Source organism: Streptomyces sp. NPDC085524, assembly GCF_044541755.1.
Classification (GTDB): Bacteria; Actinomycetota; Actinomycetes; order Streptomycetales; family Streptomycetaceae; genus Streptomyces.
In genome coordinates, this window is sequence record NZ_JBITTH010000020.1 from 92036 (window position 1) to 117383 (window position 25348).

Genomic DNA, 25348 nt, shown 5'->3' on the forward strand with positions numbered 1-25348 from the left:
CCTTGGAGGCGGCGGGGGCACATCCAGCCTCGCCGGCGTTTGAGGCGCGGAGTCCGGGGCGGAGCCCCGGGAGACGGCGCCGCAGGCCGGCTCGGACAGCAGACAGGAGGGCCGGACATGGCAGCGACAACGGGGGCCGGCGGGACGGCGGCCGAAGGGGCCGCAGCCGCCGACGGGCACGGGCACGGGCACGGAATCAGCCGCCGCAGGCTGGGCGCCCGCCTGCTCGCACTCGGCGGCGTACTGGTGCTCCACGCCGCCCTGCCGGGAGGCCCCGGCGCGGCCGCGGCCGGGAACCCGGCCGAGCGCCGCGCGCTCCAGGGGCTGCGCCTGCGGTACGGCTCCGCGCGCCAGGCCGGCCTGGTGGAGCGGCACCTCGACGGGGTGGCGGAGGAGGCGCGGCGGTTCCTGGGCCCCTCCCCCGAACACCCCTACTACGCCGGGGCCGTGGTCCTCGCCGGCCGGGGCCGCACGGTCGCGCTGCACCGCGCGATGGGTGACGCCGTGCGGTACGCGGACTACGACGGGCGGACCGACCGGGTCCGGGAGTTCCCGGCGGCCGAGCGGATCGCGATGGCCGAGGACACGGTGTTCGACCTGGCCTCGCTGACGAAACTGTTCACGTCGATCCTGGCCGTGCAGCAGATGGAGCGGGGGCGCCTGGCGCTGGAGGCTCCGGTACGGGAGTACCTGCCGGAGTTCACGGGCGGCGGCAAGGAGCTGATCACGGTCCGTCAGCTGCTGACCCACACCTCGGGGTTGCGCTCCTGGGCTCCCTTCTACCAGCAGTCGACCCGCGAGGGGCAGCTGAAGCTCCTCTGGTCGGTCCGGCCGCAGGAGACGCCGGGAACCGTGTACCGGTACTCCGACCTGAACCTGATCTCTCTCCAGCTGCTCCTGGAACGGATCACCGGCCGCACTTTGGATGTGCTGCTCCACGACGAGATCACCGCTCCACTCGGGATGCACCGCACCCGTTACAACCCACCGCTCTCCTGGCGCCGCATCACCGCCGCCACCGAGGTGCAGCGTCCGCCCTGGTCCGGCCTGGACCGCGGGCTGATCTGGGGCGAGGTCCACGACGAGAACGCCTACGCGCTCGGCGGAGTCGCGGGCCACGCCGGGGTGTTCGGCACCGCCTGGGACCTGGCCGTCCTCGCCCGGACCCTGCTCGACGGCGGGGCCTACGCGGGCAGGCGCATCCTGTCCCCCGCCTCCGTCGAGCTGCTCTTCACCGACTACAACACCGCCTTCCCCGGCGACGACCACGGGCTCGGCTTCGAGCTCTACCAGCACTGGTACATGGGCGCGATGGCCACCCCCCACTCCGCCGGCCACACGGGCTTCACCGGGACCTCCCTCGTCCTGGACCCCTCGACGGACTCCTTCCTGATCCTGCTCGGCAACTCGGTCCACCCCGTCCGCACCTGGCGGGCCGGCAGCGCGCCGCGGGTCGCCGTGGGCAACCGCTTCGCCCGCGCCGTCCCCGTCCGTACGAAGCACGGCGGGGCGGCCTGGTTCTCCGGCATCCAGCCGGGCGCCTCGGGCACGCTCACCCTGCCTCCGCTCACCCCGGCCACTGCGGCCGCCAAGCTGCGCTGCGCCGTGTGGTGGGACACGGTGCCGGGCGAGGGCGCCCTCCACCTGGAGGCCTCACCCGACGGGGAGCACTGGGAGCCGCTCCCCTTCACCACCCTGCGCACCACCGGCGGCACCCCCGAGGAGTGGCCCCGCGGCGCCGCCACCGGCTGGTCGGGCCGCATCTGGCACCGCCTCGAAGCCCCCCTCACCGCCGCCTGGGCGGGCCGGGAGGTCCGGCTGCGCCTGCGCCACTCCGCGACGGGCCGCTACGTCGGCCGCGGGATCTACGTGGACGTCATCCGCGTCGCGGAACCGTCCCGCCTCCTCTTCGCGGAGGACCGCCCGTCCGACGCCGCCCGCCTCGTGGCGATCGGCTGGACCCGGTCCGGGGACTAGGCGTTCAGGCCGTCGAAGCGGCGGTCGCCGGGCGAGGGCGGCTCGGGCAGACTGGGGCGATGGACTTCGGGGCGGGGCTGGGCGAGGGCGGCCGGGACGGTGACGGGGCCCTCCGGGCCTCGCTGAGGCGTTCGGCCGAAGGGCTCGGGCTGGTCCTGCCCGGGTCGGACCGGGAGTGGGGCCGTCTCGCGGAGTACGTCGACGCGGGGAGCGGCCGGCGCGTGATGGTGTACCCGCCCGACGGGGACGCCGGGCCTTCCGGGCTGCGGCGCCTCATCCGCCAGGCCGAAACCGGACTCGACACCCTCGCCACGCAGGAGCGTGAGGAGATCCGGCAGGCCACCGCAATCCAATCCTGCGCAAGACCCGAACCGTCCAGCTCGGCATGCCGACCGTCCGACCCGCCGCGAGCGACGTCCGACTTGGACGGGAACCATGAGCCGACCGGGGCCGGCCGACCAGCTCGCGAGGGCCCGCGCGGATGACTCGGCCCGTAGGGGTCACCGCGTGCTGGCCGCCCCGGACGACTTGACCCGCGACGGCCTGACGATCACCGTGTCCGCTGTGGCGCGCATGGCCAACGTCCACCGCAGCCCGGTCTACCCGCACAGCGATCTCCGCGCCGGTGTACTGGCCCGCGCCTCGCGACCGCCGGAAGGGCCCACCGGACCGCAGGTCAGCCGCCAGTCCCTCCTGGCCGACCTCGCCAACCTGACCGCCCGCAGTACCGGCCAGGCCCAGCGCATCGCCCAGCTCGAACAACGCCTGTCCCACGTCCTCGGCCCCGTGAGTTGACGGCCACCTCAACAGCGGTCCACACCGGCGTCACGGATCTTGAACGGAGTGGGGGAGTCAGCGGGGCTTCGGAACCGCTCCTCTCACCTCCGCATGTTCCAAGGCAGGGGGATCATCCGTGCTCCGACGACCGGGTGCCGCTCGGGCGTTGCGGCGGTCCCGCCGTCGGTCTCCTCGACCTCTTCGCTGCTTCGAACATTGCGGATGCGGAGGCTGGTGGCGGCTTCGTCAGTCATGAGGGTGCCGACGGCCCGGACGTTGCCGGGGAGTGCGGCAGCGGCCATAAGACGGCCTGCTGCTGCGGCTTCGGTATCGGGCGGAATCACCAGCAGGTCGCAGCGACCGACAGCATAGGAGAGCAGGGTCAACTTGTCGGAATCCTGCTCCGAGAACCAGCCCACCTGCACGATGTGGCCCTCGGCGACGGAGATCCCGTGCGGGAACTCCAGCCAGCAGGTGGGGTTCGCCGTGATGCGCGTGATGCGCCCGAAACTGCCATTCAGCGCGTCGACCAGGAGCGGAAGCTGTGCTGCCAGATCGCGGGACCTGGGCCACCAGGCGCCGTCCAACAGGCCAGCGAGGGCGGTCTTCGGTGTCAGGGCCAAACGTACCGGGGACACGAAAGCGGTGCTTGTCATGATCGCGGGCTCATTCCCGGGCTGCCCAGCAGGGGCGGCGCCATGCTCGATCGCCGGAAACGACGTCCGCGTGGAAGCGGGTGTGCGAGTTACTCCCGGTAATCCGAGTCTACTCCGTGGCGTGTCAGACGACTGAATCCCAGAAAGGTTGGCATCCAACGGGATGCCCCCGGTGCCCCCGGCCGACTCTCGCGTACGACCTGATCACGAACGTGCGGAGTACCGTGAAAGCACAGCGGTAATGCGCCGGCACGAAGCGTCGGCTGCCCCCGCAGGACAAGGCGGACCCCGTGGCCGAACCCAACCCCCCCACCCCGTCGAAGCTCCTTCCGGACGAGATCCACCAAGCGGTCAAGCCAGGAACAGCCCTTCTCCGGTTGCAGACGACGCACTCCCGCGAAGGTGTCCTGGACGGCGCCTGGTGGCCCCGGTCTCGGTCCATCAGGGCAGAGCTGCCCGCCCTGATCCAGGTTCTCACCGACCACCTCGGCCCCATCACGAGAGTCGGCCTGGACAGCGGTGCCTGGGGCGAACTGCCCACGCGCCTCGTCATCGACGCCCGCGTCGTCCACCTGGACTCGTTTCCTGTCGGCGACGACACCGTCCTCATCACCCGCGGCGACAACGATCACTTCGCCCTGTTGGTAGTCCCGCCCCAAGCCCATGCTGATGCAGCCCGGCAGGCAATGGCCCGTGCAGTGGACGCCGACAACACCACCCAGGCCGCAGAGATCCTCCTCGCCACACTTGCCGAACCCTCGATCGAAGACGAGGGGCCGGCGTAATCCCGGGCGTAGCCCCTCCGGCGCTACGTGACGCCCTGCCCCTCCGGCACGCCATCCGTCATTCGCGCCATTCGACCAGCACGAGGGTTGCGTCGTCGGAGGTGACGTCGCCACGTGCCCGCGTAAGCGTGTGGGAGAGATCCCGTGCCACCTCGCGGACCCCTCGGTCCGTCTTCTCCAACTGGTTCACCCAGTCGATGAGCTGGTCCTCGCCGAACTGCTGCTGCCCGCTCTCATGTTCCTCGATCAGCCCGTCGGTGAAGCAGAGGATGCGATCTCCCGGTTCGAGCGCCACCTCGCTGACCTGCGGCTGCGCTCCCCCGAAACCGACAGGCAGGGTAGTGGGACTGTTCATGCGGCATATGACGCGGTGACCGCGAATCAGCATGGGGTCAGGGTGTCCTGCGTTGACCCACTGGAGGTGGCCCGTGTCAGTGTCCAGGCGCATCATCTGCGCGGTGACGAAGTGGTCAGGGGCAAACTGCTCGGCCACCGCCCGGTCCATGAAGTGGTAGATCTCGGCGAGCTCGATGCTGATCCGGCGGGCGTGGCGGTACGCGCCGATCGCCACCGTCGCCATCGTGGCCGCGTTCAAGCCGTGTCCCATGGCGTCGATCATGGCGAGGTGAAAGGTGTCCCCGTTCAGCGCGTAGTCGAAGCTGTCACCCGCCACGTCGTAGGCGGGTTCCAGGGCTCCGGCAACGCTGACCCGCGGCGTCACCATGGCCAAGGGCGGCATCAGCGACCACTGGATCTCCGCGGCAACGCTCATCGGCTCGCTGCGCCGAGTGCGGAAGAAGAGGTCGGTATAGCCGTTCTTGCTCTCCAGCACGGAGGCGATCAGGCCCGCGATCCTGCGCAAGAGCCGGCGGTAGTCGTCATTGATCCGGTCCAGCGTGACAGCCAGCACTCCCACCTGGTCGCCACCGCCCCACAGCGGCGCATAGACCCGTACCCCCTCGCTCAGCACACGTTCGACGGGCATGGAGGTGAGGAGGCACCGGCCCGCTTCCGAACCGTCGATACGCAGCGGTTCACCACCTGCCAGCCCCTCGCCCTCCAGAGGGACGAGCCTCTTCTGCCCGTAGTCCTGGAGGAGAATCTGCGGCTGCCGTCCTCCCAGCCGGGCCACGATGCCGGCCAGGACCGGACCGACCAGGTGAGGTGGCAGCTCCGGAGCGAGGTCCAAGAACCCGCCCAGCAAGTCCTCCCCGAAATTCGCGGAGCGATCCGGATCCCCACGCTGTCCGACTGCCATCCAGGCGCCTCCAACCGCACACGCTGCGCAACCCTGATCCGGCACTCCCTCAGAACGATGCCGGCACGGGCTCCGCCATCCCGTGCCCGGAGCCGAACAGCCACTGCGTTGGAACCCGCACCAGGGTTCCCACCATCAAGAATGCGCCTCGGCTGCCAGACGGGCCACACCGCTACCAGGAACGACCGGGCCGGCGCCCCCTCAGAGGACGATCACTGTGTGGCCGAACATGATCGATTCACCGGACGCCCTGTCGTGTTCCCCAAGCCCGCCCTCCGTCGCCACGTCCCGCCCCAGGCTTCCGCCAGCCCGCCTGCGGTCCCGGTTCAGCGCCTGGCTCGCCACCGGCATCAACAGACTCGGCTCCGCCTCGCCGAAGCGCGTGAGGGGAAGACCCGCTGTCCACGACACCTGTCGCACACCGGATGAACCCATCACCGGGACAGCCGACCAGGGCAAACGTGGATCGCCAGCGCCGATCCGCCGTCCAACCCAACAGAAAGGACGACTTGGGCGAACCGCTCCTCGAGGGCGGCCCGTCGCCGTCATCGACGAGGAAGGGCGGGAGACACATGGGTGGCGCACAGGAGCGCCCCCTGCGGGCGGACGCGGCCCGCAACCGGGCCAGGCTGCTCGACACCGCCACGGAGGTGTTCACCACCCGCGGCGTCGGCGTGCCGACCGAGGAGATCGCCCGCGCCGCCGGGGTCGCCGTCGCGGCCCTCGGCGACCACCGCCCCACCGCCCCCTTCGCCGCCCCGGCGCGCCCGAAGGCCCGTCACCCCGCCTGGGGCGCCAGCGCAGCGTCGATCATGCGGCGGGCCACGACGGTGAGTTCGGCCAGGTCCGGGGCCGGGCGGGAGCGGGCGAGGGCGCCCGCCAGGCGGTCGTAGAGGAGTCCGTCCGTCCAGGCGGCGACGAGTTCACCGGCCTCCCGGGGACGGTCGGCCCCGAGCGCGGCGAGCAACGCGGCCGCACGGGATCGGGACCCTTGGCCCGCGCGGTGGAAGTCGGCCTCCAGTTCGGGGTTGCGGGCGGCCTCCAGGCTGAGTTCGAACCGGGCCAGCTGGCGTTCGCGCCCCGCCGTCAGCCAGTGCATCAGCAGTCCGGCGAGCGCCGCCGCGGCCCCGTCCCGGCCGGCCAGGGCGGTGGCGGAAGGGTCGTCCGCGCCGAGGTCGCCCAGGTCCAGCTCCGCCAGCCGCTGGAAACAGGCGCCGATCAGGGCCGCCCTCGTACGGAAGTAGTACGAGGTGCTGCCCGCCGGCAGCTGCGCGGCGGCGTCGACCGCCCGGTGGGTGAGCCCCCGGAGGCCTGCGGCGGCCACCAGGCCGATCGCGGTGTCGGCGATCAGGGTTCTGCGATCCGTTGACATGAGCTCACTCTACAGCTGTAGAGTGAGCTCATGGGCCTCTACGGATGTAGAGGATCGCGGAAAGGGGAGGGATTGCCATGTCGGGACTCCGGCGTCATGCGGTCGTGTCGGGTGCGGGGATCGGCGGACTCACCGCGGCACTGGCCCTGCACCGGCGCGGCTGGAGGGTCAGCGTGTGCGAGCGTGCGGCCGGGCCGACCGCCGTCGGCGCCGGGATCGTCCTCGCCCCCAACGCCCTGCGCGCCTTCGACACCATCGGGTTCGACGCCACCCGCGCCGGGGGCCGTACGGTCCCGGCCGCGATGGGCGTGCGGCGCGCGGACGGGCGCTGGCTGACCCGCGCCGACACCGCGGCGCTCACCGCGCGCTACGGCCGCCCGCCGCTCGCCCTGCACCGTTCGGCCCTCGCCGACGCCCTGGCCGCCGCACTCCCCGAGGGCACGATCCGGTACGCCACCGCCGTCACCGCAGTCACCTCCGCGGACGGCGCGGCCGGCCGCCCGGTGGTCCGCACCGCCGAGGGCGACCTCGAAGCCGACCTCGTCCTCGCCGCCGACGGCATCCACAGCCCGCTGCGCCGCCAGTACTTCCCGCACCACCCCGGCCTGCACTACAGCGGGGAGACCGCCTGGCGCACCGTCCTCCCCGCGTCCGCCGCGGCCGGAGCCGGAGTGGACACGGCCGAGACCTGGGGCCGCGGGGAGCGCTTCGGCACCGTTCCGCTCGCCGACGGCCGCGTCTACGTCTACGCCACCGCCGTCGTCCCCGAGGGGTACCGCCCGGCCGACGTCCGCGCCGAACTCCTGCGCCGCTTCGGCACCTGGCACGACCCGGTCCCCGCACTGCTGGAACGGATCGACCCGGCCGCCGTGCTCCAGCACGACCTCCACGACCTGGCCGCCCCGCTCCCCCGCTTCCACCACGGCCGCCTCGCCTGGCTCGGCGACGCCGCGCACGCCATGACCCCCAACCTCGGCCAGGGCGGCTGCCAGGCCGTCGAGGACGCCGCCGTGCTCGCCCACCTGCTGGGCGACGCCGAGGACGCCCGCGACGTGCCGGCCGCGCTCGCCGCCTACAGCGCGGCCCGCTGCGCGCGCACCGACGCCATCCGCGTCCGGGCCCGCCGCACGGGCCGGGTCGCCGCCCTCACCCATCCGCTCGCGGTCGCCCTGCGCGATCTCGCCGTCCGCGCCACCCCGGCCTTCGCCACGAACCGGGCGATGGACGGGATCGTCGACGGCTTCCGGCTCCCCGGACTGCCCGCGCGCCCGGAATGAACCGCGTGTCCCCCGGTGTTGGCACTCGTTGTCGAGGTTCGTTGGCCATTCAACGCACGAAGGCAGGCTGAATACCGTGACGACCGACATCGACTGGGACCACCCGACCGATCCGAAGCCGGGCAGCTGGCAGCTCGACCACGTCAAGCTGTACGTGGAGTCGAACGGGGCCGAGGGCCAGTACTGGAACGGCACGCAGACGCTGCTGCTCACCACGGTGGGCAGGGTCTCCGGCAATCCGGTGCGCACGCCGCTCATCTACGGGGAGGACGACGGCCGCTACCTCGTCGTCGCCTCCAAGGGCGGCGACCCGGCGCACCCGCTCTGGTACCGCAACCTCACCGAGCACCCCGAGGTCCGCATCCAGGTCGGGCCCGAGATCCTGCAGGGCACGGCCCGCACCGCGACGGCCGGGGAACGCGCCGCGTACTGGCCCCTGATGCTGCGCCACTGGCCCTCGTACGACGAGTACCAGGCCAAGACGGACCGCGAGATCCCGATCGTCGTGATCGAGCCCGTCCGGTAGCGGGGTCAGTGCCCCAGCACGGCCATCGCCGCGTTGTGGCCCGGGACCCCGCTGACGCCGCCGCCGCGGACCGCCCCCGCACCGCACAGCAGTACGTTGCGGTGGGCGGTCTCCACCCCCCAGCGGCCGCCGCCCGCTTCGGCGTACGGCCAGGACAGGTCGCGGTGGAAGATGTGGCCGCCGGGCAGGCGCAGTTCCCGCTCCAGGTCGAGCGGGGTCTTCGCCTCGATGCACGGGCGGCCGTCGCCGTCGAAGGCGAGGCAGTCGGTGAGCGGTTCGGCCAGATGGGTGTCGAGCTGCGCGAGGGTGGCGGCGAGCAGCACCTCGCGGGCCTGGCGGTTGTCCTTCTCGAACAGGCGGGCCGGGGTGTGCAGTCCGAAGAGGGTGAGCGTCTGGTAGCCCTGCTCCACCAGCTCCGGCCCCAGGATCGTGGGATCGGTCAGCGAGTGGCAGTAGATCTCCGAGGGCGGTACGGACGGCAGTTCGCCGGACGCCGCCTCCGCGTAGGCCCGGGCCAGCTCGCCGTACCCCTCGGCGATGTGGAAGGTGCCGCCGAACGCCTCGCGGGGGTCCACGGTGGTGTCCCGCAGCCGGGGCAGTCGGCGCAGCAGCATGTTGACCTTGAGCTGGGCGCCCTCGGGGGCCTTCTCCTGCGGTGCCTCGCCGAGGAGTTCGGCCAGCGCCTGCGGGGAGGCGTTCACCAGCACCGTGCGGCCGACGACCCGCCCCTCCCCCGTGGCCGTGCGGAACACGACCTCCGCCGGTGAGGTCCCGTCCGTGTCGATCCGCAGTACCTCGTGCCCGGTGGCGATCTCCGCCCCGGCGGCCCGCGCGGCGGCGGCCAGGGAGTCCGTCAGGGCCCCCATGCCCCCCACGGGCACGTCCCAGTCCCCCGTCCCGCCGCCGATGACGTGGTAGAGGAAGCAGCGGTTCTGCGCGAGCGAGGCGTCGTGGGCATCGGCGAAGGTGCCGATCAGGCCGTCCGTCAGGACGACTCCGCGCACCAGGTCGTCGGCGAAGTGCGTTTCCACCGCGCGGCCGAGCGGCTCCTCGAAGAGCATCCGCCAGGCGGCCTCGTCGTCGATCCGGGAGCGCAGCTCCGCCCGGGTGGGCAGGGGTTCGGTGAGGGTCGGGAACACGGCGCGTGCCACGTGCCCGGTGGTCCCGTAGAACGCCCGCCAGCTCTCGTACTCGCGCTCCGAGCCGGTCAGCCGCGCGAAGGACTCCCGGGTGCGCTGCCCGTCGCCGCCGACGAGCAGTCCGCCGGGCCGGCCGTCGCGTTCGACGGGGGTGTACGAGGACACGGTGCGGCGGCGGACGGCGAACCGCAGGCCCAGATCGCGAACGATCTTCGACGGGAGCAGGGAGACGAGGTAGGAGTAGCGCGAGAGCCGGGCGTCGACGTCGGCGAAGGGGCGGCTGGAGATGGCCGCGCCGCCGGTGTTCCCGAGCCGTTCCAGGACGAGGACCGCGCGGCCCGTCCTGGCCAGGTACGCGGCGGCCACCAGGCCGTTGTGCCCGCCGCCCACGATCACGTCGTCGTATACGTCCCGCCCGAAGGTCGTCATGGCTCTTGGTAGCACACCTGGCCGAGCCGCTCCAGACAGTAGGCCTCGTCGGCGTGGGCCAGCACCGTCTCGGGGTGCTCGTCGCCCAGGGAGCGCTCGCGGATGCCCGAGAGCTCGCGGTAGATGGGCAGCGCTTCGTCCCAGCGGCCCAGCCGGCCGAGGCCGACGGCGAGTTCGCGGCGGCTGACCAGGGTGTCGGGATGCTCGGCGCCGAGCACCTTGGCCCGTACGGTCCCCACCTGCCGGGCCTCGGCCACCGCCTCCTCCCAGCGCTCGAGGCGGCCCAGGTTGACGCCGAGGACGTGCCGGGCGCGCAAGGTCTCCGGGTCGGTGGCGCCGTAGGCGCGGGTGCGGTCGCGGACCAGTGCCTGGAACAGGTCGAGGGCCTGGGCGCTGTTCCCGGTGCGGCCGAGCGCGATGCCGACCTCGTAGCGCGCGGCCAGGGTGCCGGGGTGGTCGCGGCCGAGCACCTGCTCGCGGACCGCGGCGACCTCGCGGAAGCCCGCGAGGGCCTCCTGCCAGCGCTCCAGGCGGCCGAGGGCGTACGCCACCTCGTAGCGGGTCAGCAGGGTGTCGGGGTGCTCGGCGCCGAGGACGGCCGCCCGGTCCGCGGCGACCGCGGCCGCGGTGGCGTGGGCGTCCGCGTACCGGCCGAGGGCGCCCAGGGCGCAGGCCAGGTTGTGGCGGCAGCGCAGGGTGTCGGGGTGGCGCGGTCCGACGGTCCGGTCGCGGGCGACGAGCACGGCGCGGTAGATGTCGTGCGCTTCCTGGTGACGCCCGAGCCGGCCCAGTTCGTACGCCGCTTCCTGGCGCGCGGCAAGGGTGTCGGGGTGGTCCGCGCCGAGCGCGCGGGCGCGGCCCTCGGCCACCGCCGTGTACGCCGCGAGGGCCTCCTCCGGGTGGCCCGAGCGGCTGAGCGCGAACGCGCGGGTGTGTCCGGCGGTGAGCGCGTCGGGGTCGGTCTCGCGCGGCCCGGGGATGCGCAGGACGCCGTACGCCACGGTCAGGCGCGGGTCCTCGGCGGGCGCGGGGCGGCGGAGGGCCGGGGGCCGGCCGGTGTGCGGGGCGTGGTGCGGGGCGGGCTGTTCGCCGCTGGGGCGTGCGGCCGTCCAGGAGCCGGTGAGGACGGCCCATTCACCGCTCGCGGGGCGGGCGTCGATCCCGGCCTTGCGCCCGGCGGTCATTCCGCGGGCCCAGGCGGGGAGCGGGGCGAGGGCGCCGGGCAGCCCGCCGGGGCCGAGGCGTGCCTCGACGAGCCGGCGGTGCAGGTGGCGGGCGTCGCCCGGCCGGTCCTCGGGGCGCTTGGCGAGGAGCTCGAGGACGAGCTCATCGAAGTAGGCGGGAAGTTCGGGGCGGTGCTGCCGGAGCGGCACGGGGGCGTTGTCGCGGTGGCCGACCAGCACGGACCAGGAGTCGCCGAGGTCGAAGGGCGGGGCGCCGGTGGCGATCTCGTACAGGACGCAGCCCAGGGAGTAGAGGTCGCTGCGGTGGTCGACCTCGCCGCCCGCGATCTGCTCCGGCGACATGTAGTGGGGGGTGCCCATGGCCATGCCGCCGCCGGTGAGCTTGGCGGTGAAGCCGATGTCGTGGGCGAGGCGGGCGATGCCGAAGTCGCAGATCTTCACCGTGCCGTCGGTGAGCCGCATGATGTTGGCGGGCTTCAGGTCGCGGTGGACGACGCCCTGGTCGTGGGTGTAGCCGAGGGCGGCGGCCATCTGCTCCGCGATGTCGACGACCACGTCCACGGGGAGCGGGCGGGTCTCGTTCTCCTCCAGGAGCTGGCTGAGGTTGCGGCCCTCCAGGAGCTCCATCACCAGGTAGAGGCAGCCGCCCGAGGCGCTGTCGTCGCCGAAGTCGTGGACGACGGTGACGCCCCGGTGCTGGAGGGAGGCGGCCACGCGGGCCTCGCGCCGGAACCGTTCGCGCAGCACCTGGGTGAAGTGGGCGTCCTGGTCGGCGCCGATCGGCTTGAGGCACTTCACGGCGACCTGCCGGCCCAGGGATTCGTCCCGGGCGCGCCATACCTCGCCCATGCCACCGCGCCCGATCAGGTCGAGCGACCGGTACCGGCCCTGGATCAGTCTGGACTCCGCCATGTCTTAAAGCCGCCCCCGTCGTCGTGCGATGCCCTCCCCGGCCCGTCCAGTATGGAGGCTGCCGCGCGCAGCCCGTGCGTCGAGGGGCGGCTCCCGGGGCCCATGCGACGCATCGCTTTCAAGATGTGACCTGGCGGCAGCTTCCAGCGTAGACCTGCGGGAATGCTGCGCAGCACGCGCCCTGTGAGGCGCAGGCGCCTGGTGACCGCGCGCGGGGGCGGTGCGGGCTTCCCGTACAACCGGTGCGCCCAGCCGGGGAGGGAACCGTACGCGAGGGCGGCGACCGGGCGCCACAGCAGGTTTCGGCCAGGTATGAGAAGGGAAGGGACCGGCGGGCCCTGCAGGAAGTCGTACACGGCGTGGGCATCGGGGCCGGCGGCGAGCCCGGGCCGGACCCGCTCGAAGTAGGCGGCGAGCCCGGCGGTGTCGGCGGGGACCCCGGCCGGATCGAGGCCGACGAGGCGGGCGTTCACCCTGTTCTCGTCGACGTAGCGGTCGGCCTGTGCCGGGGTGAGGCGGACGCCGGAGCGGCGCAGCACGTGCAGGAAGCTGTCGATCTGGGCGCAGTGGACCCAGAGCAGCAGCTCGGGGTCGTCCACGGGGAACCGCTCGCCGGTGACCGGGTCGGTGGCGGACAGCCTGCGGTGGATCGCACGGACGCGGGCGCCCGCTCGCTCGGCGGCCTCGCCGGTGCCGTAGGTGAGGGTGCCGACGAAGTCGGCGGTGCGCAGCAGCCGGCCCCAGGCCTCGTTCCGGCCCCTCTGACCGGTGAAGGCAGCGGAGTTCTCCATGACCCCGCGGACGGCCCGCGGGTGGAGCGCCTGGAGGTAGAGGGCGCGGACGCCGGCGATCCACATGACGGGGTCGCCGTGGCAGTGCCAGGTGACGGACGAGGGCCCGTACAGCCCGGGATCGGGTCCTGTGGGGCGGTTGGGGCTGGTGGAGCCAATGGGGCCGGTGGGGCTCGTGGGTTCCGCGGGGTTGGCGGGTCCGGTCGTGGTGTCGCCCATCCCCGTACCTCCCTGCCACAGGCGCCCGGAGCGTCCAGCCTAGCCGAGGCGCGCCCTCGGCCGTCTCAACCCGCGCCCCCGGACGACGCGTCCCCCGGTACGGCCTCGGGCTGCCGCTCGGGCAGGGTCTGGGTGATCCGCCACAGGCGCCGGGGCAGCTCCCCCTCCTCGAAGGCGTGCACCTCGTCGAGGCGCCAGCCTTCGGCGAGGGCGTCGACCAGGCGCCGGGAGAAGAAGTGGACGGCGAAGCCGCCGTGTTCGTGGATGTCGTCGCCGTGCGCGGTCCCGGCGCCGTAGTGCGCGTCGCCCGTGTGGCGCACGGTGTAGACGAAGGTGCCGCCGGGCCGCAGCACCCGGCGGACCTCGTCGACGAGGGCGTGGATCTCCCCGGTGGACAGGGCCATGCACAGCAGCATGTGGGCGAAGACGGCGTCCACGGAGCGGGAGGGCAGGGCGAGGGGTTCGCGCACGTCCTGGACGGCGGTGGCGACCCGCTCCTCCAGGCCCTGGTCCCGGGCCGCCTGCCGGAGCTGCTCCAGCCCGGTGGCGCTGACGTCGGTGGCCCGGACGGCGAAGCCGCTGCGCGCGAAGTACAGGGCGTCGCGGCCGTGCCCGGCGCCCAGCTCCAGGACCTCCCGCGCGCCGGCCGCCCGGAACACGGCCGCCGCGTGGACGGCGGGGCCGGAGGGCTGCTGTCCGTACATGCCGGGGTGGGCGGCGTAGGTGGCCTCCCAGTGGGCGCGCTGCGCCGCGGCCAGGTCTTCCTCGTCGGTCACTGCCGCCCGCCTCGCCCTCGCGTCCGCCCCGGCTCGGGCCGGGGCCGCTCGACACGCATACGTGAAGCGTACGAGCCGGGCGGCCGGAGCGGGGGCGCCGGGCGGGAGGGGCCGGGCGGGAGGGGCCGGGTCCCGTCCCCGCCGTCGCCGTCTCACGGGGCCGTCGGGCCCCGGGCACGGCGACGGAGCACGGCGAGCCGCCGCTCGTACTCCTCGTCGTCGATCTCACCCCTGGCGTACCGCTCCGCGAGCAGGGACTCGGCCTCCCCGGCGGAGGGGGCGTCCGGGACCCACGCCCGTCCGGCCGCACCGTCGCGCCTGAGGGCACGGACCACGAGGACGGCAGCGGCGGCGATCAGGCCCCAGACGAGCAGCGTCGTGAGGGACATCGCGAACCAGCCCCAGGCACCCATGTGATCGTTCCAGTACATCGCGCACCTGCCGGATCCGAAGGGACGGGGCGGCCGTGGTCGTTCGGCCGTCTGCTGCCAGGATCCCCGGGCGGGCCGGCACCGGGCATGGGCCGGTCGGGCCGACCAGGGGACCACAGGGCCCATGCCCCGAGCGGGGCGGGCGGCGAAGACTGGAGGCGACTCGACCCTGGAGGCCTTCCATGAGCACCCCCTCCTCCACCCGTATCGCCACGGCGCTGCCCGCCGACCACCGTTCCCGGCTGATGGAACAGGCCCGGGAGGTCGCGTTCGCCGAAGGCGCCCGGCTCTTCCGCGAGGGCGGCCACGCCGACCGGTTCTGGATCGTCCGGTCCGGCACCGTCATGCTGGACGTGCACGTGCCCGGCCGCCGCGCCGCCGTCATCGAGAACCTCGGGGCCGGCCAGCTGGTCGGCTGCTCGTGGCTGTTCAAGCCGTACACCTGGCGGCTGGGCGCCGAGGCCGTGACCCCGGTACGCGCGTACGAGTTCGACGCGGAGCGCGTCCGGCTGCTGATGGACGCCGACCCCCAGTTCGGCTCGGCCGTCGGGCACTGGGTCGGGCAGGTGCTCGCCCATCGCCTCCAGGCGGCCCGCGTCCGGCTGCTCGACCTGTACGCGCCGTACGGCAGCGGCATCCACCTCTGATCACAGCACGCCGAAGGAGCCGGCCATGCCCGCATCCCGCTACACCGTCAGTGACGTCATGACGCACACCGCCGTCGCGATCGGCCGCGAGGCGTCCTACAAGGAGATCGTCGAGCTGATGCACCAGTGGAAGGTGAGCGCGGTGCCCGTGCTGGAGGGCGAGGGCCGCGTCGTCGGTGTCGTCTCCGAGGCGGACCTGCTGCCGAAGGAGGAGTTCCGGCGTACCGAGCCCGTCCTCCCCGACCAGCTGGAGGAGGCCTCCAAGGCCGGCGGGGTGCTGGCCGAGGAGCTCATGTCGAGCCCGGCGATCACCGTGCACCCCGGTGCGACCGTTGCCGAGGCCGCCCGGATCATGGCCCGGAAGGGCGTCAAACGCCTGCCGGTGGTGGATGAGGTCGGCATGCTGGAGGGCGTGGTCAGCCGGAGCGACCTGCTGAAGGTCTTCCTGCGGCCCGACGGGGAACTCGCGGAGGAGATCCGCGAAGCGGTGCTCGCCGGGTCGGCACCGGGTAAGGCCCTGGACTGCACCGTCGAGGACGGCATCGTCACGCTGCGCGGCCCCGTACGCGACCGCACGCTGCTGCCCCTGCTCGCCCGGGCGGTCCGCGCGGTCGAGGGCGTCGTGGACGTCCGGGTCGAGCTGGACAGCCCCGTCGGCGCCACCCCCTGACCGGTGGCGCTCCGTCCGCGTCGGCTGCCACGGGGTGCGCCGCACGGCTTCCTGAGACAATGCGGGTGGAAGCGCACAGCGCGGCTGGACCAGGGGCGATCATGTCCGACGAGCCGAATGCCTCCCCCGAGGCGCCGGTCAGGGTGTTCCTCCTCGACGACCACGAGGTGGTCCGCCGCGGGCTGCGGGACCTCCTCGACTCCGAACCGGACATCACCGTCGTCGGCGAGGCGGGCACGGCCGAACAGGCCCTGGCCCGGGGGCCGGCGCTCCGTCCGGACGTCGCCGTGCTCGACGTGCGGCTGCCCGACGGCAACGGCATCGCCGTCTGCCGGGAGCTGCGGTCCCACATGCCGGAGCTGGCGTGCCTGATGCTGACCTCCTTCGACGACGAGGAAGCCCTGCTGGACGCGATCATGGCGGGGGCGGCCGGGTACGTGCTGAAGCAGATCAAGGGCTCCGACCTGGTCTCCGCCGTACGCACGGTCGCCACCGGGCAGTCCATGCTGGACCCGGCCACGACCGCCCGCCTGATGCACTCCCTGCGCGACCCGGAGGCGGCCGGGGAGCCCGAGGACGCTCGCCTGGCGGTCCTCACCGAGCGGGAGCGGGCCGTCCTGGAACTCATCGGCGAGGGCCTCACCAACCGGCAGATCGCCAAGCGGCTCTACCTGTCCGAGAAGACCGTGAAGAACCACATCTCCCGGTTGCTGGGCAAGCTCGGCGTGGAACGCCGGGTCCAGGCGGCGGTGATCGCCGCTCAGGTCCACGAGCACGAGCACGACCACGGCGGCGAGCACGACCACGGCGGCCGGGCCGGGCGGTGAGACGCCGGACGGCCGTTCCCGTCCGTACGCCGGACGGAAAGAGCCCATCCGCTTCTCGCGGATCCCGATTGTGCGGTGCACGGCCGTGAGCCGCTTCTCCGCATCCTTTCAGGGACTCTTCCCGTCACCTCCATGACATCACAGCTCCTGGCGGCCCACCAGGGAGGTCGGGTCCTCGGCGTCGCGGCGCCGGTCCGCCGGCTCCAGCGCCAGGGTGGCCTGGCCGGCGAAGCCGGGGAGCGCGGCGGTCTCCGCGGGTCCGCTGGGGGCGCCGCCCACAGGGGCACCGGGCCCGCGGGGGAAGAGGGCCGCCCGGGACCCTTCCGGTCCCCGGCAGGGACCGTTCGGCCCTCGATCCGCGGCCCGCCCCGGCGGATGGTGGGTGGCACACGCACCCCACGGCAGCCGCGCGCCCGACGCGGCACGGGTGAAGCAGGAGGACCTCATGAAAAGCCTCAAGGTGGCGGACCTGATGACCGACGAGGTCGTCTCCGTGGCTCCTGCGACCGCCTTCAAGGACGTCGTGAAGCTGCTCGCCCAGTACGACATCAGCGGTCTCCCCGTCCTGGACGAGGAGGACCGCGTGGTGGGCGTGGTCTCGCAGACCGACGTACTGGCCCATGCCGCACCCGGTGCGCAGGCGCCCCCGCACGACGCCGCGCCGTCCCGGCCGACCACGGCGGGCGAGATCATGTCCGCCCCCGCGGTCACCGTCCTCGCCGGCGAGACGGCCGCCGACGCGGCCCGGCTGCTGACCCGCCGCGGCATCGAGCGGCTGCCCGTCGTGGACGAGGAGGACCGGCTCGTCGGCATCGTCACCCGGCGGGACCTGCTGCGGATGTTCCTGCGCCCGGACTCCGAGATACGCCACCGCGTCCAGGAGGTCCTCATGGACGTGGCGGGCGCGTCGGCCGACGACGTCGAGGTGCACGTGGTGAACGGCATCGTCACCCTGGAGGGCCGCGTGGCGCTCCGCAGTCAGCTGCCCGTGATCCTCGGTCTCGTCGAACGGCTCGACGGCGTGGTGGCAGTGGCACCGCGGATCACGGCCCGCACCGACGACGCGACGGCCACGGGTGCCGGCCCCGTCCGCCATGCGATGCCGTGGTGACTCCCGGCCCGCCGCCGGGTTCGCCGCCACTGAGGTGCCCTCGGTGGCGGACGGGATCGCAGTGCCGGTACTCCCGGCTCCAGTCCGTGTTCACGGCCCGGGTCCGTCGAGCGCGGCGGGGAGTCCGAGGAGATCCGGCAGGACGAGGTGGGCGCCGTGCGCGCGCAGGGCGAACGCCGTGCGCGGGTCGTGGCTGCGGTCGAGCCCGATGACCGGCCGGAAGCGGCCGCTGCGGCCGGCCTCCACGCCGACGAGGGCGTCTTCCACGACGGCGGTGTGCCCGGGGGCGGCGCCCAGCCGGCCGGCTGCTTCGAGGAAGAGGGCGGGGGCGGGCTTGCCCGGAAGGGCCAGCGCCTCCGCGTCCAGGCCGTCCACCACCGCGCCGAAGAAGGCGATGAGGTCTGCGGACCGGAGGAGGGCGCGGGCGTGCCGGGAAGCGGAGACGGCCGCGCATCCGACCCCCCTCTCCCGCAGCAGCCGGAGGGCGGGCCGGACGTCGTCGAAGGCGTCGACTCCTGCGGTCCGCACCATCTCGGAGAAGACCGCCTCCTTGCGGGCGGCGACCGCGTGCGCGGTGGCGCATCCGGGCGGGTCCTCCGGGGTTCCGGGCGGGAGGCCGATGCGGCGCGCCGTGAGGAAGGCGCGCACGCCGTCGAGCCGGGACCTGCCGTCGACCAGGTCACGGTAGTCGTGGACGGCGTCGAAGGGGCGCTGCCGTTCTCCGGACCGCTGCCCCCACTCGGCGAGGCAGCCGTCGAAGGTCTCCTTCCAGGCGGCCGCGTGACGGCCGGCCGTGTCCAGGAGCACTCCGTCGGTGTCGAAGACGACCGCGCCCGCCCTGCTCATGACCGGTGGGTCACGCACGCGGTTCCCGGGCTGCCCTTCACGGTGCTCACTCCTCGGCGGCACGCGCACGATCACCGGGAGCGGGCTGCTCGCCGGCTGCGGACTCTTCCAGGGTGCCGCGGACCTGCCGCACCGCAACCGGGGCGGGCCGCCCGGCGACGCCGCCGGGCCCGCGGCGGCGGAGTTCCGCGAGCACCGGCCCGGGGCGGCTCGGTGATGCCCGGTCCGCAGGGCCCTACCGGCGTACGCGGGGCATGCCGAGGCCGATCCAGGAGATGATCTCGCGCTGGATCTCGTTGTTGCCGCCGCCGAAGGTGAAGATGACGGCGCTGCGGTAGCCGCGTTCCAGTTCCCCGTGCAGCACCGCGCCGGCCGAGCCGTCCTTGAGGGAGCCCGCCGCGCCGACGACCTCCATCAGCCAGGCGTACGCGTCCCTGCGGGCCTCGGAGCCGTACACCTTGACGGCGGAGGCGTCCTGGGGGGTGAGCGTGCCCTCCTGGACCGCGTTCACCATCTGCCAGTTGAGGAGCTTCATCGCGTCGAGCCGGGCGTGGGTGCGGGCGAGGCGGCCGCGGACCCAGGAGAGGTCGATGACGCGGCGGCCGTCGGCGAGTTTGGTCGCGGCGGCCCAGCGCTGGACGTCGTGGAGGGCGCGGATGGCCATGGTGCCGTGGGCGGCGAGGGTGACCCGCTCGTGGTTGAGCTGGTTGGTGATCAGGCGCCAGCCCTTGTTCTCCTGCCCGACGCGGCGGCTCGCGGGGACGCGGATGTCCTCGTAGTAGCTGGCCGTGGTGTCGTGCGAGGCGAGGGTGTTGATGAGGGTGCAGGAGTACCCCGGGTCCGAGGTGGGCACGAGGAGCATGGTGATGCCCTTGTGGGCGGGAGCGTCCGGGTCGGTGCGCACGGCGAGCCAGACCCAGTCGGCGGTGTCGCCGTTGGTGGTCCAGATCTTCTGGCCGTTGACCACGTAGGTGCCGGTCTCCTCGTCGCCCTCGCGGACGGCCTTGCACTTGAGCGCGGCGAGGTCGGTGCCGGCGTCGGGCTCGCTGTAGCCGATGGCGAAGTCGATCTCGCCCGCGAGGATCTTCGGGAGGAAGTACGCCTTCTGCTCGTCGGTGCCGAACTGCATGATGGTCGGACCGACGGTGTTGAGCGCCATCAGGGGCAGCGGTACGACGGCCTGCGCCGCCTCGTCGAAGAAGATGAACTGGTCCATCGGGGTCATGCCACGGCCGCCGTACTCCTTCGGCCAGCCGACCCCGAGCCAGCCGTCCGCCCCGAGGCGGCGGATGGTCTCCCGGTAGAAGCGCTTCTGGGCGGCCGGGTCCTCGTAACGGGAGTAGACGTCCTCAGGCACCAGCTCGGCGAAGTAGGCGCGCAGCTCGGTGCGCAACTGCTGCTGTTCAGGCGTGTATTCGAGGTGCACGGCCCCTCCGGGAGTCTCGCGGTCCAGCCGGTTCGCTGCGGCGGCGGTGATGGCGGCGGTCAGAGTAGAACCTGTTCCAAAGAATCGGAAGGGCCGGTGGCGGTCGGCCGTTCCGGGGAATCCCCGTGCCGCCGTTCCGGTGCAGCGCGCATACTTTCGACCATGACCACCCAACAGAGCAGAGCGGACTTCTTCGTCGACCCGGAGCGCGACCGCCGCTTCACCGGCCCCGCGACCGGTGACGAACGGCGCATGCTGGCCGCCTTCCTGGCGGACCACCGCGCGACGCTGGAGCTGAAGTGCTCAGGGGTGGATGCCGAGTTGGCGCGGCGGTCGGTGGAACCGTCCACGCTCTCCCTGCTCGGGCTGGTCCGGCATCTCGCCGACACGGAGCGGCGCTGGTTCCGCAAGGTCCTGGCGGGCCAGGACGCCGATCCCCTCTTCTCCTCGGCGGAGGCACCCGACGGGGACTTCGACGGAGCCGTCGACGACCCCGCGGTGGTGGCGGCCGCCTGGGAGGCGTGGCGCAGCGAAGTGGCTTTCGCCGAACGGTTCGTCGCGGACGCGCCCGACCTCGACGTCGAGGGCGATGACGAGTGGCGGGGGAAGGTGTCGCTGCGCTGGGTCCTGATCCACCTGGTCGAGGAGTACGCCCGGCACAACGGCCACGCCGACCTGCTCCGCGAGCGGATCGACGGGGCCATCGGCATCTGATCCACGCGTGGCGGCCCCGGACACCGGCGGCCTGCCGCACAATGGCCGTCCGGGCGAAGGAAACGGGGGCGGACCGACGTGGACCACGGGGCAAGGCGCCGGGAGAACCCCGAGTACGGCGTGGCGGTGACCCAGATCCACGAGCCGGGCGCCCTGCCCGTGGACGCGGAGATCCCCGCCCGCCACCAGTACTGGGAAGAGCGGCTGCCCCGGGACGTCCGGGCCCGGCTGCTGGAGAAGGCCGGCCGGACGTTGACCTGGTGGGCCGGGCCCGATGCCGACGGGCGGCCCTCCGCCCTGGTGGTGGGCGGTCGCGGGCTGTGCCGGCTCCGGCAGGAACTGCGGGACGGCACACCCGAGTTCCGGGGGCAGCGGGTCCGGGTGGAGCCGGGCTCGCTGCGCAGCCGGTCCTTCGACGCAACGCCCTCGCCCGACGGGCGGGCCGCGGCGCCCGGGGCTCCGGTGGTACGGCTCGCCCTGGGGGCCCAGGCGCAGGGGGTCCTCGGCCATTTCCCCCTCCCCGTGCAGGACTTCCTGCAGCGTCCCTTCCTGTCCGGCGCCGCCGGGACCGGAGGGGTCACGGCCGACTGGTACTACGACGAGACGGTCGGGCCCGAGCGGACCACCTGGTTCCTCGCCGTCTGCCTGTCCACCGGCCACGCCCTGACGGTCGCCGAGGGCACCCGGACCCTTGCCCGGGGCGCGCGCCCGGAGCGGGCCGAGAGTCGGCCATCATCTCCCGCGAGCGCAGCGGGTCGACGCCCATCATGAAGGCGTCGGAGGGCAGTTGCCCCGGCCCGACGCCGAGCATGGCCCGGCCGCGGGACTGCTGGTCGAGCTGGCAGATCCGGTCGGCGAGGATGAGCGGCTGGTGGTACGGGAGGGAGTTGACCCCGGTGCCGAGCATGATGCGGCCGGTCCGCTCGGCCGCAGCCGCCAGGAACAGTTCGGGTGAGGCGATGATCTCGTATCCGGCGGAGTGGTGCTCCCCGGCCCATGCCTCCTCGTACCCGAGCCGGTCGAGGGCGCCGACGAGGTCGAGGTCGCGGCGCAGCTGGAGCGCCGGGTCGCGGTCGGGCCGGTGGTAGGGGGCGAGGAACACCCCGAAACGGCCGGGGAGTCGGTGCTGCGGCATGGAGGTCAAGCCCTTCCGTCGTACGGATCGGCAGGTCTGCCGTACGACGGAACACCGTGGGCGGCGCACGTTCAACGGTGCCGCGGGCGTCCTCCCGCTGAGTGGGACATCAGGGGCGTCGGGGGCTTCAGGAGAAGAGGTAGAGCACGTCGAAGCGGACGAGGTCGCGCTCCACGTCGAAGTGGTACTCGCCCGACGTGCTCGTCGCGTCCGAGCTCCTGCCGTTCAGGTGGGCGTCGAACTCCGGGCTGTGCTGCCAGGCCGCCGCGGCGGGCACGTACGTCTTCAGCCGTTCGGGCAGCGCGGAGGGCTCGGCGGGCGCGAAGGTGCGGCCGGGGGCGCGGACGACCGCGGCCGCGCCTCCCGGCGGCAGGTGGGCGATGCCGACCAGCCGGATCCGGGAGTCCGGGCCCGGGATGGTGCGGCTGTCGTGGCCGGCCTCGTCGATGTCGTAGCCCAGCCAGTGGGCCTCGCTCAGTGCGCCCAGGTCGGGCCCGAACCGCTCGTTCAGCGGCTCCAGGTCCGTGCGGACCGGGTTGCGGTACGGCTCGGGCCACAGGAGGTACGTCATGCCGCCGCCCACCGCCAGCAGCGGGAGGCCCGCGATCAGGAGGAACCGCCGCCGGTTCGTACGTCCCCGCTGCGTGTCCACGATCGCCCCCCGGTACCGGTCAGTTCAGGGCGCTGATCATAGCCGCGGCCGTCGCGGTCATCGCCGTGCGGGCTGCCGTCAGGTACGGCCGCGGGTCCGCCGGGGTCAGGTGGGCGCGGATGGCCCCGGTCATGGCCACGTTGAGCGCGGTGCCGATGTTGACCTTGCGGATGCCGCCCGCGACGGCGGCCGCGAGTTCGGCGTCCGGCAGCCCCGAGGAGCCGTGCAGGACGAGCGGCACCTCCACGCTCTTGGCCAGCCGGGCGAGCAGCACGTGGTCCAGGGCTGCGGTCCGGGTGGTCATGGCGTGGCTGCTGCCGATGGCGACGGCCAGCGCGTCGACCCCGGAGTCGGCGACGAACCGCCGTGCCTCGTCGGGATCGGTACGGGCGCCGGGCGCGTGCGGGTCGAGCGGGGCCGCGCCGTTCTTGCCGCCGACCTCGCCCAGCTCGGCCTCGATCCACAGCCCGTTGGCGTGCGCCCAGTCGGCGGCGGAGCGGGTCGCCTCCAGGTTCTCGGCGTAGGGGAGCTGCGCGGCGTCGTACATCACCGAGCTGTAGCCCGCGTCGCAGGCCTGGCGGAGCAGTTCGGAGCTCTTGACGTGGTCGAGGTGCAGGCCGACGGGGACCGCGGCGGCTTCCGCGCAGGCGGCGGCCGCCCGGGAGATGGGGAGCAGGCGCCCGCCGCGGAACTTCACCGCGTTCTCGCTCAGTTGGAGGATGACGGGCAGACCGGCCGCCTCCGCCCCGGCGACGACGGCCTCGGCGTGCTCCAGGGTGATGATGTTGAAGGCGGCGACGGCGCGGCCTGCCCGGGCCGCCTCCAGGACCAGGGGGCCCGCGGGAACGAGGCTCATCGGACCGCCTCCTCTCCGGCGGTGAGGACCACCGAGCGGGTGAGGTGGCGCGGCGCGTCCGGATCGAGCCCCTGCTGGGCGGCGACGGCGAGGGCGAGGCGGTGCACCCGGACCAGTTCGGCGAGCGGGTCGAGCCGCCCGGCCACCCACTGGGAGCCGGTGGCGCGCACCTGTTGGGCGAGCCCGTCGGGGGCCTCGTCGAGCGACCAGGTGACGGTGCCGGGCCCCGAGACGCTGATGGGCCCGTGCCGGTACTCCATTGCCGGATAGGACTCGGCCCAGGACAGCGAGGCCTCGCGCATCTTCAGCGCGGCTTCGTTGGCGAGCCCGACGCTCCAGCCGCGGCCGAGGAAGGTGAACTGGCCGTGGCTCTCCAGCCCGGCGGGCAGCGGCTCGGCGAGGGCGGCGCGGGCGTCGGCGACCACGGAGTCGGTGTGCAGGCCGAGGTGGGCGCGCAGGAGGGTGAGGGCGGTGGTGGCGAAGCGGGTCTGGACGACGGACCGCTCGTCGGCGAAGTCGAGGACCACGGCCTCGTCGGCGAGGGTCATCACGGGCGTCGCCGGATCCCCGATGACGGCGGTCGTGGGGACGCCCGCCTCGCGCAGCCCGGCCAGCAGGTCGAGCACCTCGGTGGTGGTGCCGGAGCGGGTGAGGGCGACGACCCGGTCGTAGCGGCGCCGGCGCGGGAACTCCGAGGCGGGGAACGCGTCGGTCTCCCCCTGTCCGGCCTCCTCGCGCAGCACGGCGGCCGCCTGTGCCATGTAGTACGAGGTCCCGCACCCGACGATCGCGATCCGGTCGGCGGGCCGGGGCAGCACCGGCCGCTGCGCCGGGGCCAGTTCGGCCGCCCGTTCCCAGCATTCGGGCTGAGTGCTCAACTCGTACGCGACGTGACTCATGGGGCTCCCTAGCGGGTGGGTGCGAGTGTGTCATCCTTGCGTGTTTCTGCAAGATAGCGGCGAGTTTCACGCAACTTCAAGCATCATGGGGGGTGATCGGCTGAGTTAATGTCGGCGTGTAGGCCAATGGAGAACATGCCGGAAGGCGGCGCAACACCCGAGGGGGCTGCTGATGACCCGCAAAGAGCGCTGGCAGGGGCTGCTGGATCTGCTCGTGGAACAGGGCGGGCTGGAGGTGGAACCGGCCGCGGACGCCCTCGGCGTGTCCGCCGCGACGATCCGCCGCGACCTCGACCAGCTGGCCGAGCAGCAGCTACTGGTCCGCACGCGCGGCGGGGCCGTCCCGCACGGGGTCTCGTACGAACTCCCCCTGCGCTACCGGACGTCACGGCGGGCCGCCGAGAAGCAGCGGATCAGCAGCGCGGTGGCGGCCCTGATCAGCCCGGGCGAGGTGATCGGCCTGACCGGCGGCACCACGACCACCGAGGTGGCCCGCGCTCTGGCCGGGCGTCCGGACCTGGCCTCGGGCTCCCCGGCGCTGACCGTGGTCACCAATGCCCTCAACATCGCGAGCGAGCTGGTGATCCGCCCGCAGTTCAAGATCGTGCTGACGGGCGGCGTGGCCCGGCCCCAGTCGTACGAGCTCACGGGCCCCCTCGCCGAACAGGTGCTGGGCCGGCTCGCGGTGGACACCGCCGTGGTCGGCGTGGACGGCTTCGACCCGGCGGACGGCGCGGCGACCCGCCACGAGGACGAGGCGTCGATCAACCGCCTGCTGTGCGAACGGGCCGGCCGGGTGGTCATCGCCGCCGACTCCAGCAAGCTCGGCGTACGGGCCTTCGCCCGTATCTGCGACACGGCTTCGGTGGACGTCCTCGTCACGGACACGGGCCTGTCGGCCGAGGTCGCGGAGCGTTTCGCGGGGGCGGGGGTGGAAGTGGTGAGGGTGTGAGGGCGGCCGGTGGGCCGGCCCCGGCATCCTCGGCGGCCCCGGTCTCCGACCGTGGGCCCGGGTTCCCGACCACGGGCCCGGGTTCCCGGCCGCGGGCCCGGGTT

General features: G+C 73.5%; 27 protein-coding genes and 1 pseudogene. 13 read left to right on the forward strand and 15 right to left on the reverse strand.

Features of this window, described 5'->3' with window-relative positions:
* Window positions 1-117: 117 nt before the first annotated feature.
* Together ACIGFK_RS27955 and ACIGFK_RS27960 are read left to right on the forward strand one after the other, a co-directional pair.
* Window positions 118-1977, forward strand: a complete 1860-nt coding sequence (locus ACIGFK_RS27955) for a serine hydrolase (RefSeq protein ID WP_386468537.1) — start codon at window positions 118-120, stop codon at window positions 1975-1977.
* A gap of 435 nt (window positions 1978-2412) precedes the next feature.
* Complete coding sequence (locus ACIGFK_RS27960; protein ID WP_376656463.1) at window positions 2413-2772, forward strand: hypothetical protein; 360 nt, start codon at window positions 2413-2415, stop codon at window positions 2770-2772.
* Window positions 2773-2855: 83 nt separating this feature from the next.
* On the opposite strand, the gene ACIGFK_RS27965 is transcribed toward ACIGFK_RS27960, so the two are convergent.
* The gene (locus tag ACIGFK_RS27965) at window positions 2856-3410 is read right to left on the reverse strand and encodes a DUF5994 family protein (protein ID WP_376656464.1); all 555 of its coding nucleotides are present in this window, start codon (window positions 3408-3410) and stop codon (window positions 2856-2858) included.
* Between the two features lie 290 nt (window positions 3411-3700).
* On the opposite strand from ACIGFK_RS27965, the gene ACIGFK_RS27970 reads away from it, so the two are divergent.
* The gene (locus ACIGFK_RS27970) at window positions 3701-4195 is read left to right on the forward strand and encodes a DUF5994 family protein (RefSeq protein ID WP_376656465.1); all 495 of its coding nucleotides are present in this window, start codon (window positions 3701-3703) and stop codon (window positions 4193-4195) included.
* A gap of 58 nt (window positions 4196-4253) precedes the next feature.
* On the opposite strand, the gene ACIGFK_RS27975 is transcribed toward ACIGFK_RS27970, so the two are convergent.
* Window positions 4254-5453 carry a PP2C family protein-serine/threonine phosphatase gene (locus ACIGFK_RS27975; protein WP_386468541.1) on the reverse strand — a complete coding sequence of 400 codons (1200 nt, stop codon included), beginning with the start codon at window positions 5451-5453 and terminating at the stop codon, window positions 4254-4256.
* 572 nt (window positions 5454-6025) lie between these two features.
* On the opposite strand from ACIGFK_RS27975, the gene ACIGFK_RS27980 reads away from it, so the two are divergent.
* Entirely contained in the window at window positions 6026-6346 is a 321-nt protein-coding gene (locus ACIGFK_RS27980) for a TetR family transcriptional regulator (RefSeq protein ID WP_400054030.1), read from the forward strand.
* On the opposite strand, the gene ACIGFK_RS27985 is transcribed toward ACIGFK_RS27980, so the two are convergent.
* Entirely contained in the window at window positions 6232-6825 is a 594-nt protein-coding gene (locus ACIGFK_RS27985) for a TetR/AcrR family transcriptional regulator (protein WP_376656467.1), read from the reverse strand. The two genes, ACIGFK_RS27980 and ACIGFK_RS27985, sit on opposite strands and share 115 nt — an antisense overlap.
* 77 nt (window positions 6826-6902) lie before the next feature.
* On the opposite strand from ACIGFK_RS27985, the gene ACIGFK_RS27990 reads away from it, so the two are divergent.
* Window positions 6903-8102, forward strand: a complete 1200-nt coding sequence (locus ACIGFK_RS27990; RefSeq protein WP_400054032.1) for an FAD-dependent monooxygenase — start codon at window positions 6903-6905, stop codon at window positions 8100-8102.
* Between the two features lie 76 nt (window positions 8103-8178).
* Window positions 8179-8628, forward strand: coding sequence for a nitroreductase family deazaflavin-dependent oxidoreductase (locus ACIGFK_RS27995; protein WP_376656469.1), 450 nt, complete (start codon window positions 8179-8181; stop codon window positions 8626-8628).
* Window positions 8629-8633: 5 nt separating this feature from the next.
* Here ACIGFK_RS27995 and ACIGFK_RS28000 read toward each other — a convergent pair whose 3' ends face one another.
* The 5 genes from ACIGFK_RS28000 to ACIGFK_RS28020 form a co-directional block, all read right to left on the reverse strand.
* A complete protein-coding gene (locus tag ACIGFK_RS28000) occupies window positions 8634-10196 on the reverse strand; it encodes a phytoene desaturase family protein (RefSeq protein WP_400054034.1) in 1563 nt (520 codons plus the stop codon).
* A complete protein-coding gene (locus ACIGFK_RS28005) occupies window positions 10193-12292 on the reverse strand; it encodes a tetratricopeptide repeat protein (protein ID WP_400054036.1) in 2100 nt (699 codons plus the stop codon). Before ACIGFK_RS28005 ends, ACIGFK_RS28000 begins: the two co-directional genes overlap by 4 nt.
* Window positions 12274-13302 carry an oxygenase MpaB family protein gene (locus tag ACIGFK_RS28010; protein ID WP_386468549.1) on the reverse strand — a complete coding sequence of 343 codons (1029 nt, stop codon included), beginning with the start codon at window positions 13300-13302 and terminating at the stop codon, window positions 12274-12276. Before ACIGFK_RS28010 ends, ACIGFK_RS28005 begins: the two co-directional genes overlap by 19 nt.
* 65 nt (window positions 13303-13367) lie before the next feature.
* Window positions 13368-14078: a class I SAM-dependent methyltransferase gene (locus ACIGFK_RS28015; RefSeq protein WP_400054038.1), complete on the reverse strand. Its 711-nt coding sequence runs from the start codon at window positions 14076-14078 to the stop codon at window positions 13368-13370.
* A gap of 152 nt (window positions 14079-14230) precedes the next feature.
* Window positions 14231-14509, reverse strand: a complete 279-nt coding sequence (locus ACIGFK_RS28020) for an SHOCT domain-containing protein (protein WP_376656474.1) — start codon at window positions 14507-14509, stop codon at window positions 14231-14233.
* Between the two features lie 182 nt (window positions 14510-14691).
* On the opposite strand from ACIGFK_RS28020, the gene ACIGFK_RS28025 reads away from it, so the two are divergent.
* The 3 genes from ACIGFK_RS28025 (at window position 14692) to ACIGFK_RS28035 (ending at window position 16653) form a co-directional block, all read left to right on the forward strand.
* The gene (locus ACIGFK_RS28025) at window positions 14692-15156 is read left to right on the forward strand and encodes a Crp/Fnr family transcriptional regulator (protein ID WP_376656475.1); all 465 of its coding nucleotides are present in this window, start codon (window positions 14692-14694) and stop codon (window positions 15154-15156) included.
* 25 nt (window positions 15157-15181) lie between these two features.
* Window positions 15182-15826: a CBS domain-containing protein gene (locus tag ACIGFK_RS28030; RefSeq protein ID WP_376656476.1), complete on the forward strand. Its 645-nt coding sequence runs from the start codon at window positions 15182-15184 to the stop codon at window positions 15824-15826.
* A gap of 101 nt (window positions 15827-15927) precedes the next feature.
* Window positions 15928-16653: a response regulator gene (locus tag ACIGFK_RS28035; RefSeq protein ID WP_400054041.1), complete on the forward strand. Its 726-nt coding sequence runs from the start codon at window positions 15928-15930 to the stop codon at window positions 16651-16653.
* Between the two features lie 138 nt (window positions 16654-16791).
* Here the strand turns inward: ACIGFK_RS28035 and ACIGFK_RS28040 are convergent, their stop codons facing one another.
* A complete protein-coding gene (locus ACIGFK_RS28040) occupies window positions 16792-16932 on the reverse strand; it encodes a hypothetical protein (RefSeq protein WP_400054043.1) in 141 nt (46 codons plus the stop codon).
* Between the two features lie 166 nt (window positions 16933-17098).
* Between ACIGFK_RS28040 and ACIGFK_RS28045 the strand changes: the two genes are divergently transcribed.
* The gene (locus tag ACIGFK_RS28045; RefSeq protein WP_376656479.1) at window positions 17099-17764 is read left to right on the forward strand and encodes a CBS domain-containing protein; all 666 of its coding nucleotides are present in this window, start codon (window positions 17099-17101) and stop codon (window positions 17762-17764) included.
* Between the two features lie 90 nt (window positions 17765-17854).
* On the opposite strand, the gene ACIGFK_RS28050 is transcribed toward ACIGFK_RS28045, so the two are convergent.
* Both ACIGFK_RS28050 and ACIGFK_RS28055 read right to left on the reverse strand, forming a co-directional pair.
* A complete protein-coding gene (locus tag ACIGFK_RS28050; RefSeq protein ID WP_376656480.1) occupies window positions 17855-18610 on the reverse strand; it encodes an HAD family hydrolase in 756 nt (251 codons plus the stop codon).
* A gap of 235 nt (window positions 18611-18845) precedes the next feature.
* The gene (locus tag ACIGFK_RS28055; RefSeq protein ID WP_376656481.1) at window positions 18846-20036 is read right to left on the reverse strand and encodes an acyl-CoA dehydrogenase family protein; all 1191 of its coding nucleotides are present in this window, start codon (window positions 20034-20036) and stop codon (window positions 18846-18848) included.
* 162 nt (window positions 20037-20198) lie between these two features.
* Between ACIGFK_RS28055 and ACIGFK_RS28060 the strand changes: the two genes are divergently transcribed.
* Window positions 20199-20750: a DinB family protein gene (locus tag ACIGFK_RS28060; protein WP_376656482.1), complete on the forward strand. Its 552-nt coding sequence runs from the start codon at window positions 20199-20201 to the stop codon at window positions 20748-20750.
* Window positions 20751-20828: 78 nt separating this feature from the next.
* Window positions 20829-21521, forward strand: a complete 693-nt coding sequence (locus tag ACIGFK_RS28065) for a hypothetical protein (protein ID WP_400054092.1) — start codon at window positions 20829-20831, stop codon at window positions 21519-21521.
* Between the two features lie 13 nt (window positions 21522-21534).
* Here the strand turns inward: ACIGFK_RS28065 and ACIGFK_RS28070 are convergent.
* The 4 genes and pseudogenes from ACIGFK_RS28070 to ACIGFK_RS28085 form a co-directional block, all read right to left on the reverse strand.
* A pseudogene (locus ACIGFK_RS28070) lies at window positions 21535-21885 on the reverse strand (LLM class flavin-dependent oxidoreductase); the annotation flags it as partial.
* 127 nt (window positions 21886-22012) lie between these two features.
* Window positions 22013-22537: a hypothetical protein gene (locus tag ACIGFK_RS28075; RefSeq protein WP_376656486.1), complete on the reverse strand. Its 525-nt coding sequence runs from the start codon at window positions 22535-22537 to the stop codon at window positions 22013-22015.
* A 19-nt stretch (window positions 22538-22556) separates the two neighbouring features.
* Entirely contained in the window at window positions 22557-23393 is an 837-nt protein-coding gene (locus ACIGFK_RS28080; protein ID WP_376656487.1) for a class II fructose-bisphosphate aldolase, read from the reverse strand.
* A complete protein-coding gene (locus ACIGFK_RS28085) occupies window positions 23390-24292 on the reverse strand; it encodes an SIS domain-containing protein (RefSeq protein ID WP_376656488.1) in 903 nt (300 codons plus the stop codon). Before ACIGFK_RS28085 ends, ACIGFK_RS28080 begins: the two co-directional genes overlap by 4 nt.
* A 172-nt stretch (window positions 24293-24464) precedes the next feature.
* On the opposite strand from ACIGFK_RS28085, the gene ACIGFK_RS28090 reads away from it, so the two are divergent.
* Window positions 24465-25244: a DeoR/GlpR family DNA-binding transcription regulator gene (locus tag ACIGFK_RS28090; RefSeq protein ID WP_386468566.1), complete on the forward strand. Its 780-nt coding sequence runs from the start codon at window positions 24465-24467 to the stop codon at window positions 25242-25244.
* The last annotated feature ends 104 nt before the right edge of the window (window positions 25245-25348 follow it).

What these genes read in the sequence shown, in the direction of transcription:
- ACIGFK_RS27955 (WP_386468537.1), top strand. Translation starts at nt 118, where the DNA reads ATGGCAGCGACAACGGGGGCCGGCGGGACGGCGGCCGAAGGGGCCGCA.
- ACIGFK_RS27960 (WP_376656463.1), top strand. Translation starts at nt 2,413, where the DNA reads ATGAGCCGACCGGGGCCGGCCGACCAGCTCGCGAGGGCCCGCGCGGAT.
- ACIGFK_RS27965 (WP_376656464.1), bottom strand. Translation starts at nt 3,410, where the DNA reads ATGACAAGCACCGCTTTCGTGTCCCCGGTACGTTTGGCCCTGACACCG.
- ACIGFK_RS27975 (WP_386468541.1), bottom strand. Translation starts at nt 5,453, where the DNA reads ATGGCAGTCGGACAGCGTGGGGATCCGGATCGCTCCGCGAATTTCGGG.
- ACIGFK_RS27980 (WP_400054030.1), top strand. Translation starts at nt 6,026, where the DNA reads ATGGGTGGCGCACAGGAGCGCCCCCTGCGGGCGGACGCGGCCCGCAAC.
- ACIGFK_RS27985 (WP_376656467.1), bottom strand. Translation starts at nt 6,825, where the DNA reads ATGTCAACGGATCGCAGAACCCTGATCGCCGACACCGCGATCGGCCTG.
- ACIGFK_RS27990 (WP_400054032.1), top strand. Translation starts at nt 6,903, where the DNA reads ATGTCGGGACTCCGGCGTCATGCGGTCGTGTCGGGTGCGGGGATCGGC.
- ACIGFK_RS28000 (WP_400054034.1), bottom strand. Translation starts at nt 10,196, where the DNA reads ATGACGACCTTCGGGCGGGACGTATACGACGACGTGATCGTGGGCGGC.
- ACIGFK_RS28005 (WP_400054036.1), bottom strand. Translation starts at nt 12,292, where the DNA reads ATGGCGGAGTCCAGACTGATCCAGGGCCGGTACCGGTCGCTCGACCTG.
- ACIGFK_RS28010 (WP_386468549.1), bottom strand. Translation starts at nt 13,302, where the DNA reads ATGGGCGACACCACGACCGGACCCGCCAACCCCGCGGAACCCACGAGC.
- ACIGFK_RS28020 (WP_376656474.1), bottom strand. Translation starts at nt 14,509, where the DNA reads ATGTACTGGAACGATCACATGGGTGCCTGGGGCTGGTTCGCGATGTCC.
- ACIGFK_RS28025 (WP_376656475.1), top strand. Translation starts at nt 14,692, where the DNA reads ATGAGCACCCCCTCCTCCACCCGTATCGCCACGGCGCTGCCCGCCGAC.
- ACIGFK_RS28030 (WP_376656476.1), top strand. Translation starts at nt 15,182, where the DNA reads ATGCCCGCATCCCGCTACACCGTCAGTGACGTCATGACGCACACCGCC.
- ACIGFK_RS28035 (WP_400054041.1), top strand. Translation starts at nt 15,928, where the DNA reads ATGTCCGACGAGCCGAATGCCTCCCCCGAGGCGCCGGTCAGGGTGTTC.
- ACIGFK_RS28045 (WP_376656479.1), top strand. Translation starts at nt 17,099, where the DNA reads ATGAAAAGCCTCAAGGTGGCGGACCTGATGACCGACGAGGTCGTCTCC.
- ACIGFK_RS28050 (WP_376656480.1), bottom strand. Translation starts at nt 18,610, where the DNA reads ATGAGCAGGGCGGGCGCGGTCGTCTTCGACACCGACGGAGTGCTCCTG.
- ACIGFK_RS28060 (WP_376656482.1), top strand. Translation starts at nt 20,199, where the DNA reads ATGACCACCCAACAGAGCAGAGCGGACTTCTTCGTCGACCCGGAGCGC.
- ACIGFK_RS28080 (WP_376656487.1), bottom strand. Translation starts at nt 23,393, where the DNA reads ATGAGCCTCGTTCCCGCGGGCCCCCTGGTCCTGGAGGCGGCCCGGGCA.
- ACIGFK_RS28085 (WP_376656488.1), bottom strand. Translation starts at nt 24,292, where the DNA reads ATGAGTCACGTCGCGTACGAGTTGAGCACTCAGCCCGAATGCTGGGAA.
- ACIGFK_RS28090 (WP_386468566.1), top strand. Translation starts at nt 24,465, where the DNA reads ATGACCCGCAAAGAGCGCTGGCAGGGGCTGCTGGATCTGCTCGTGGAA.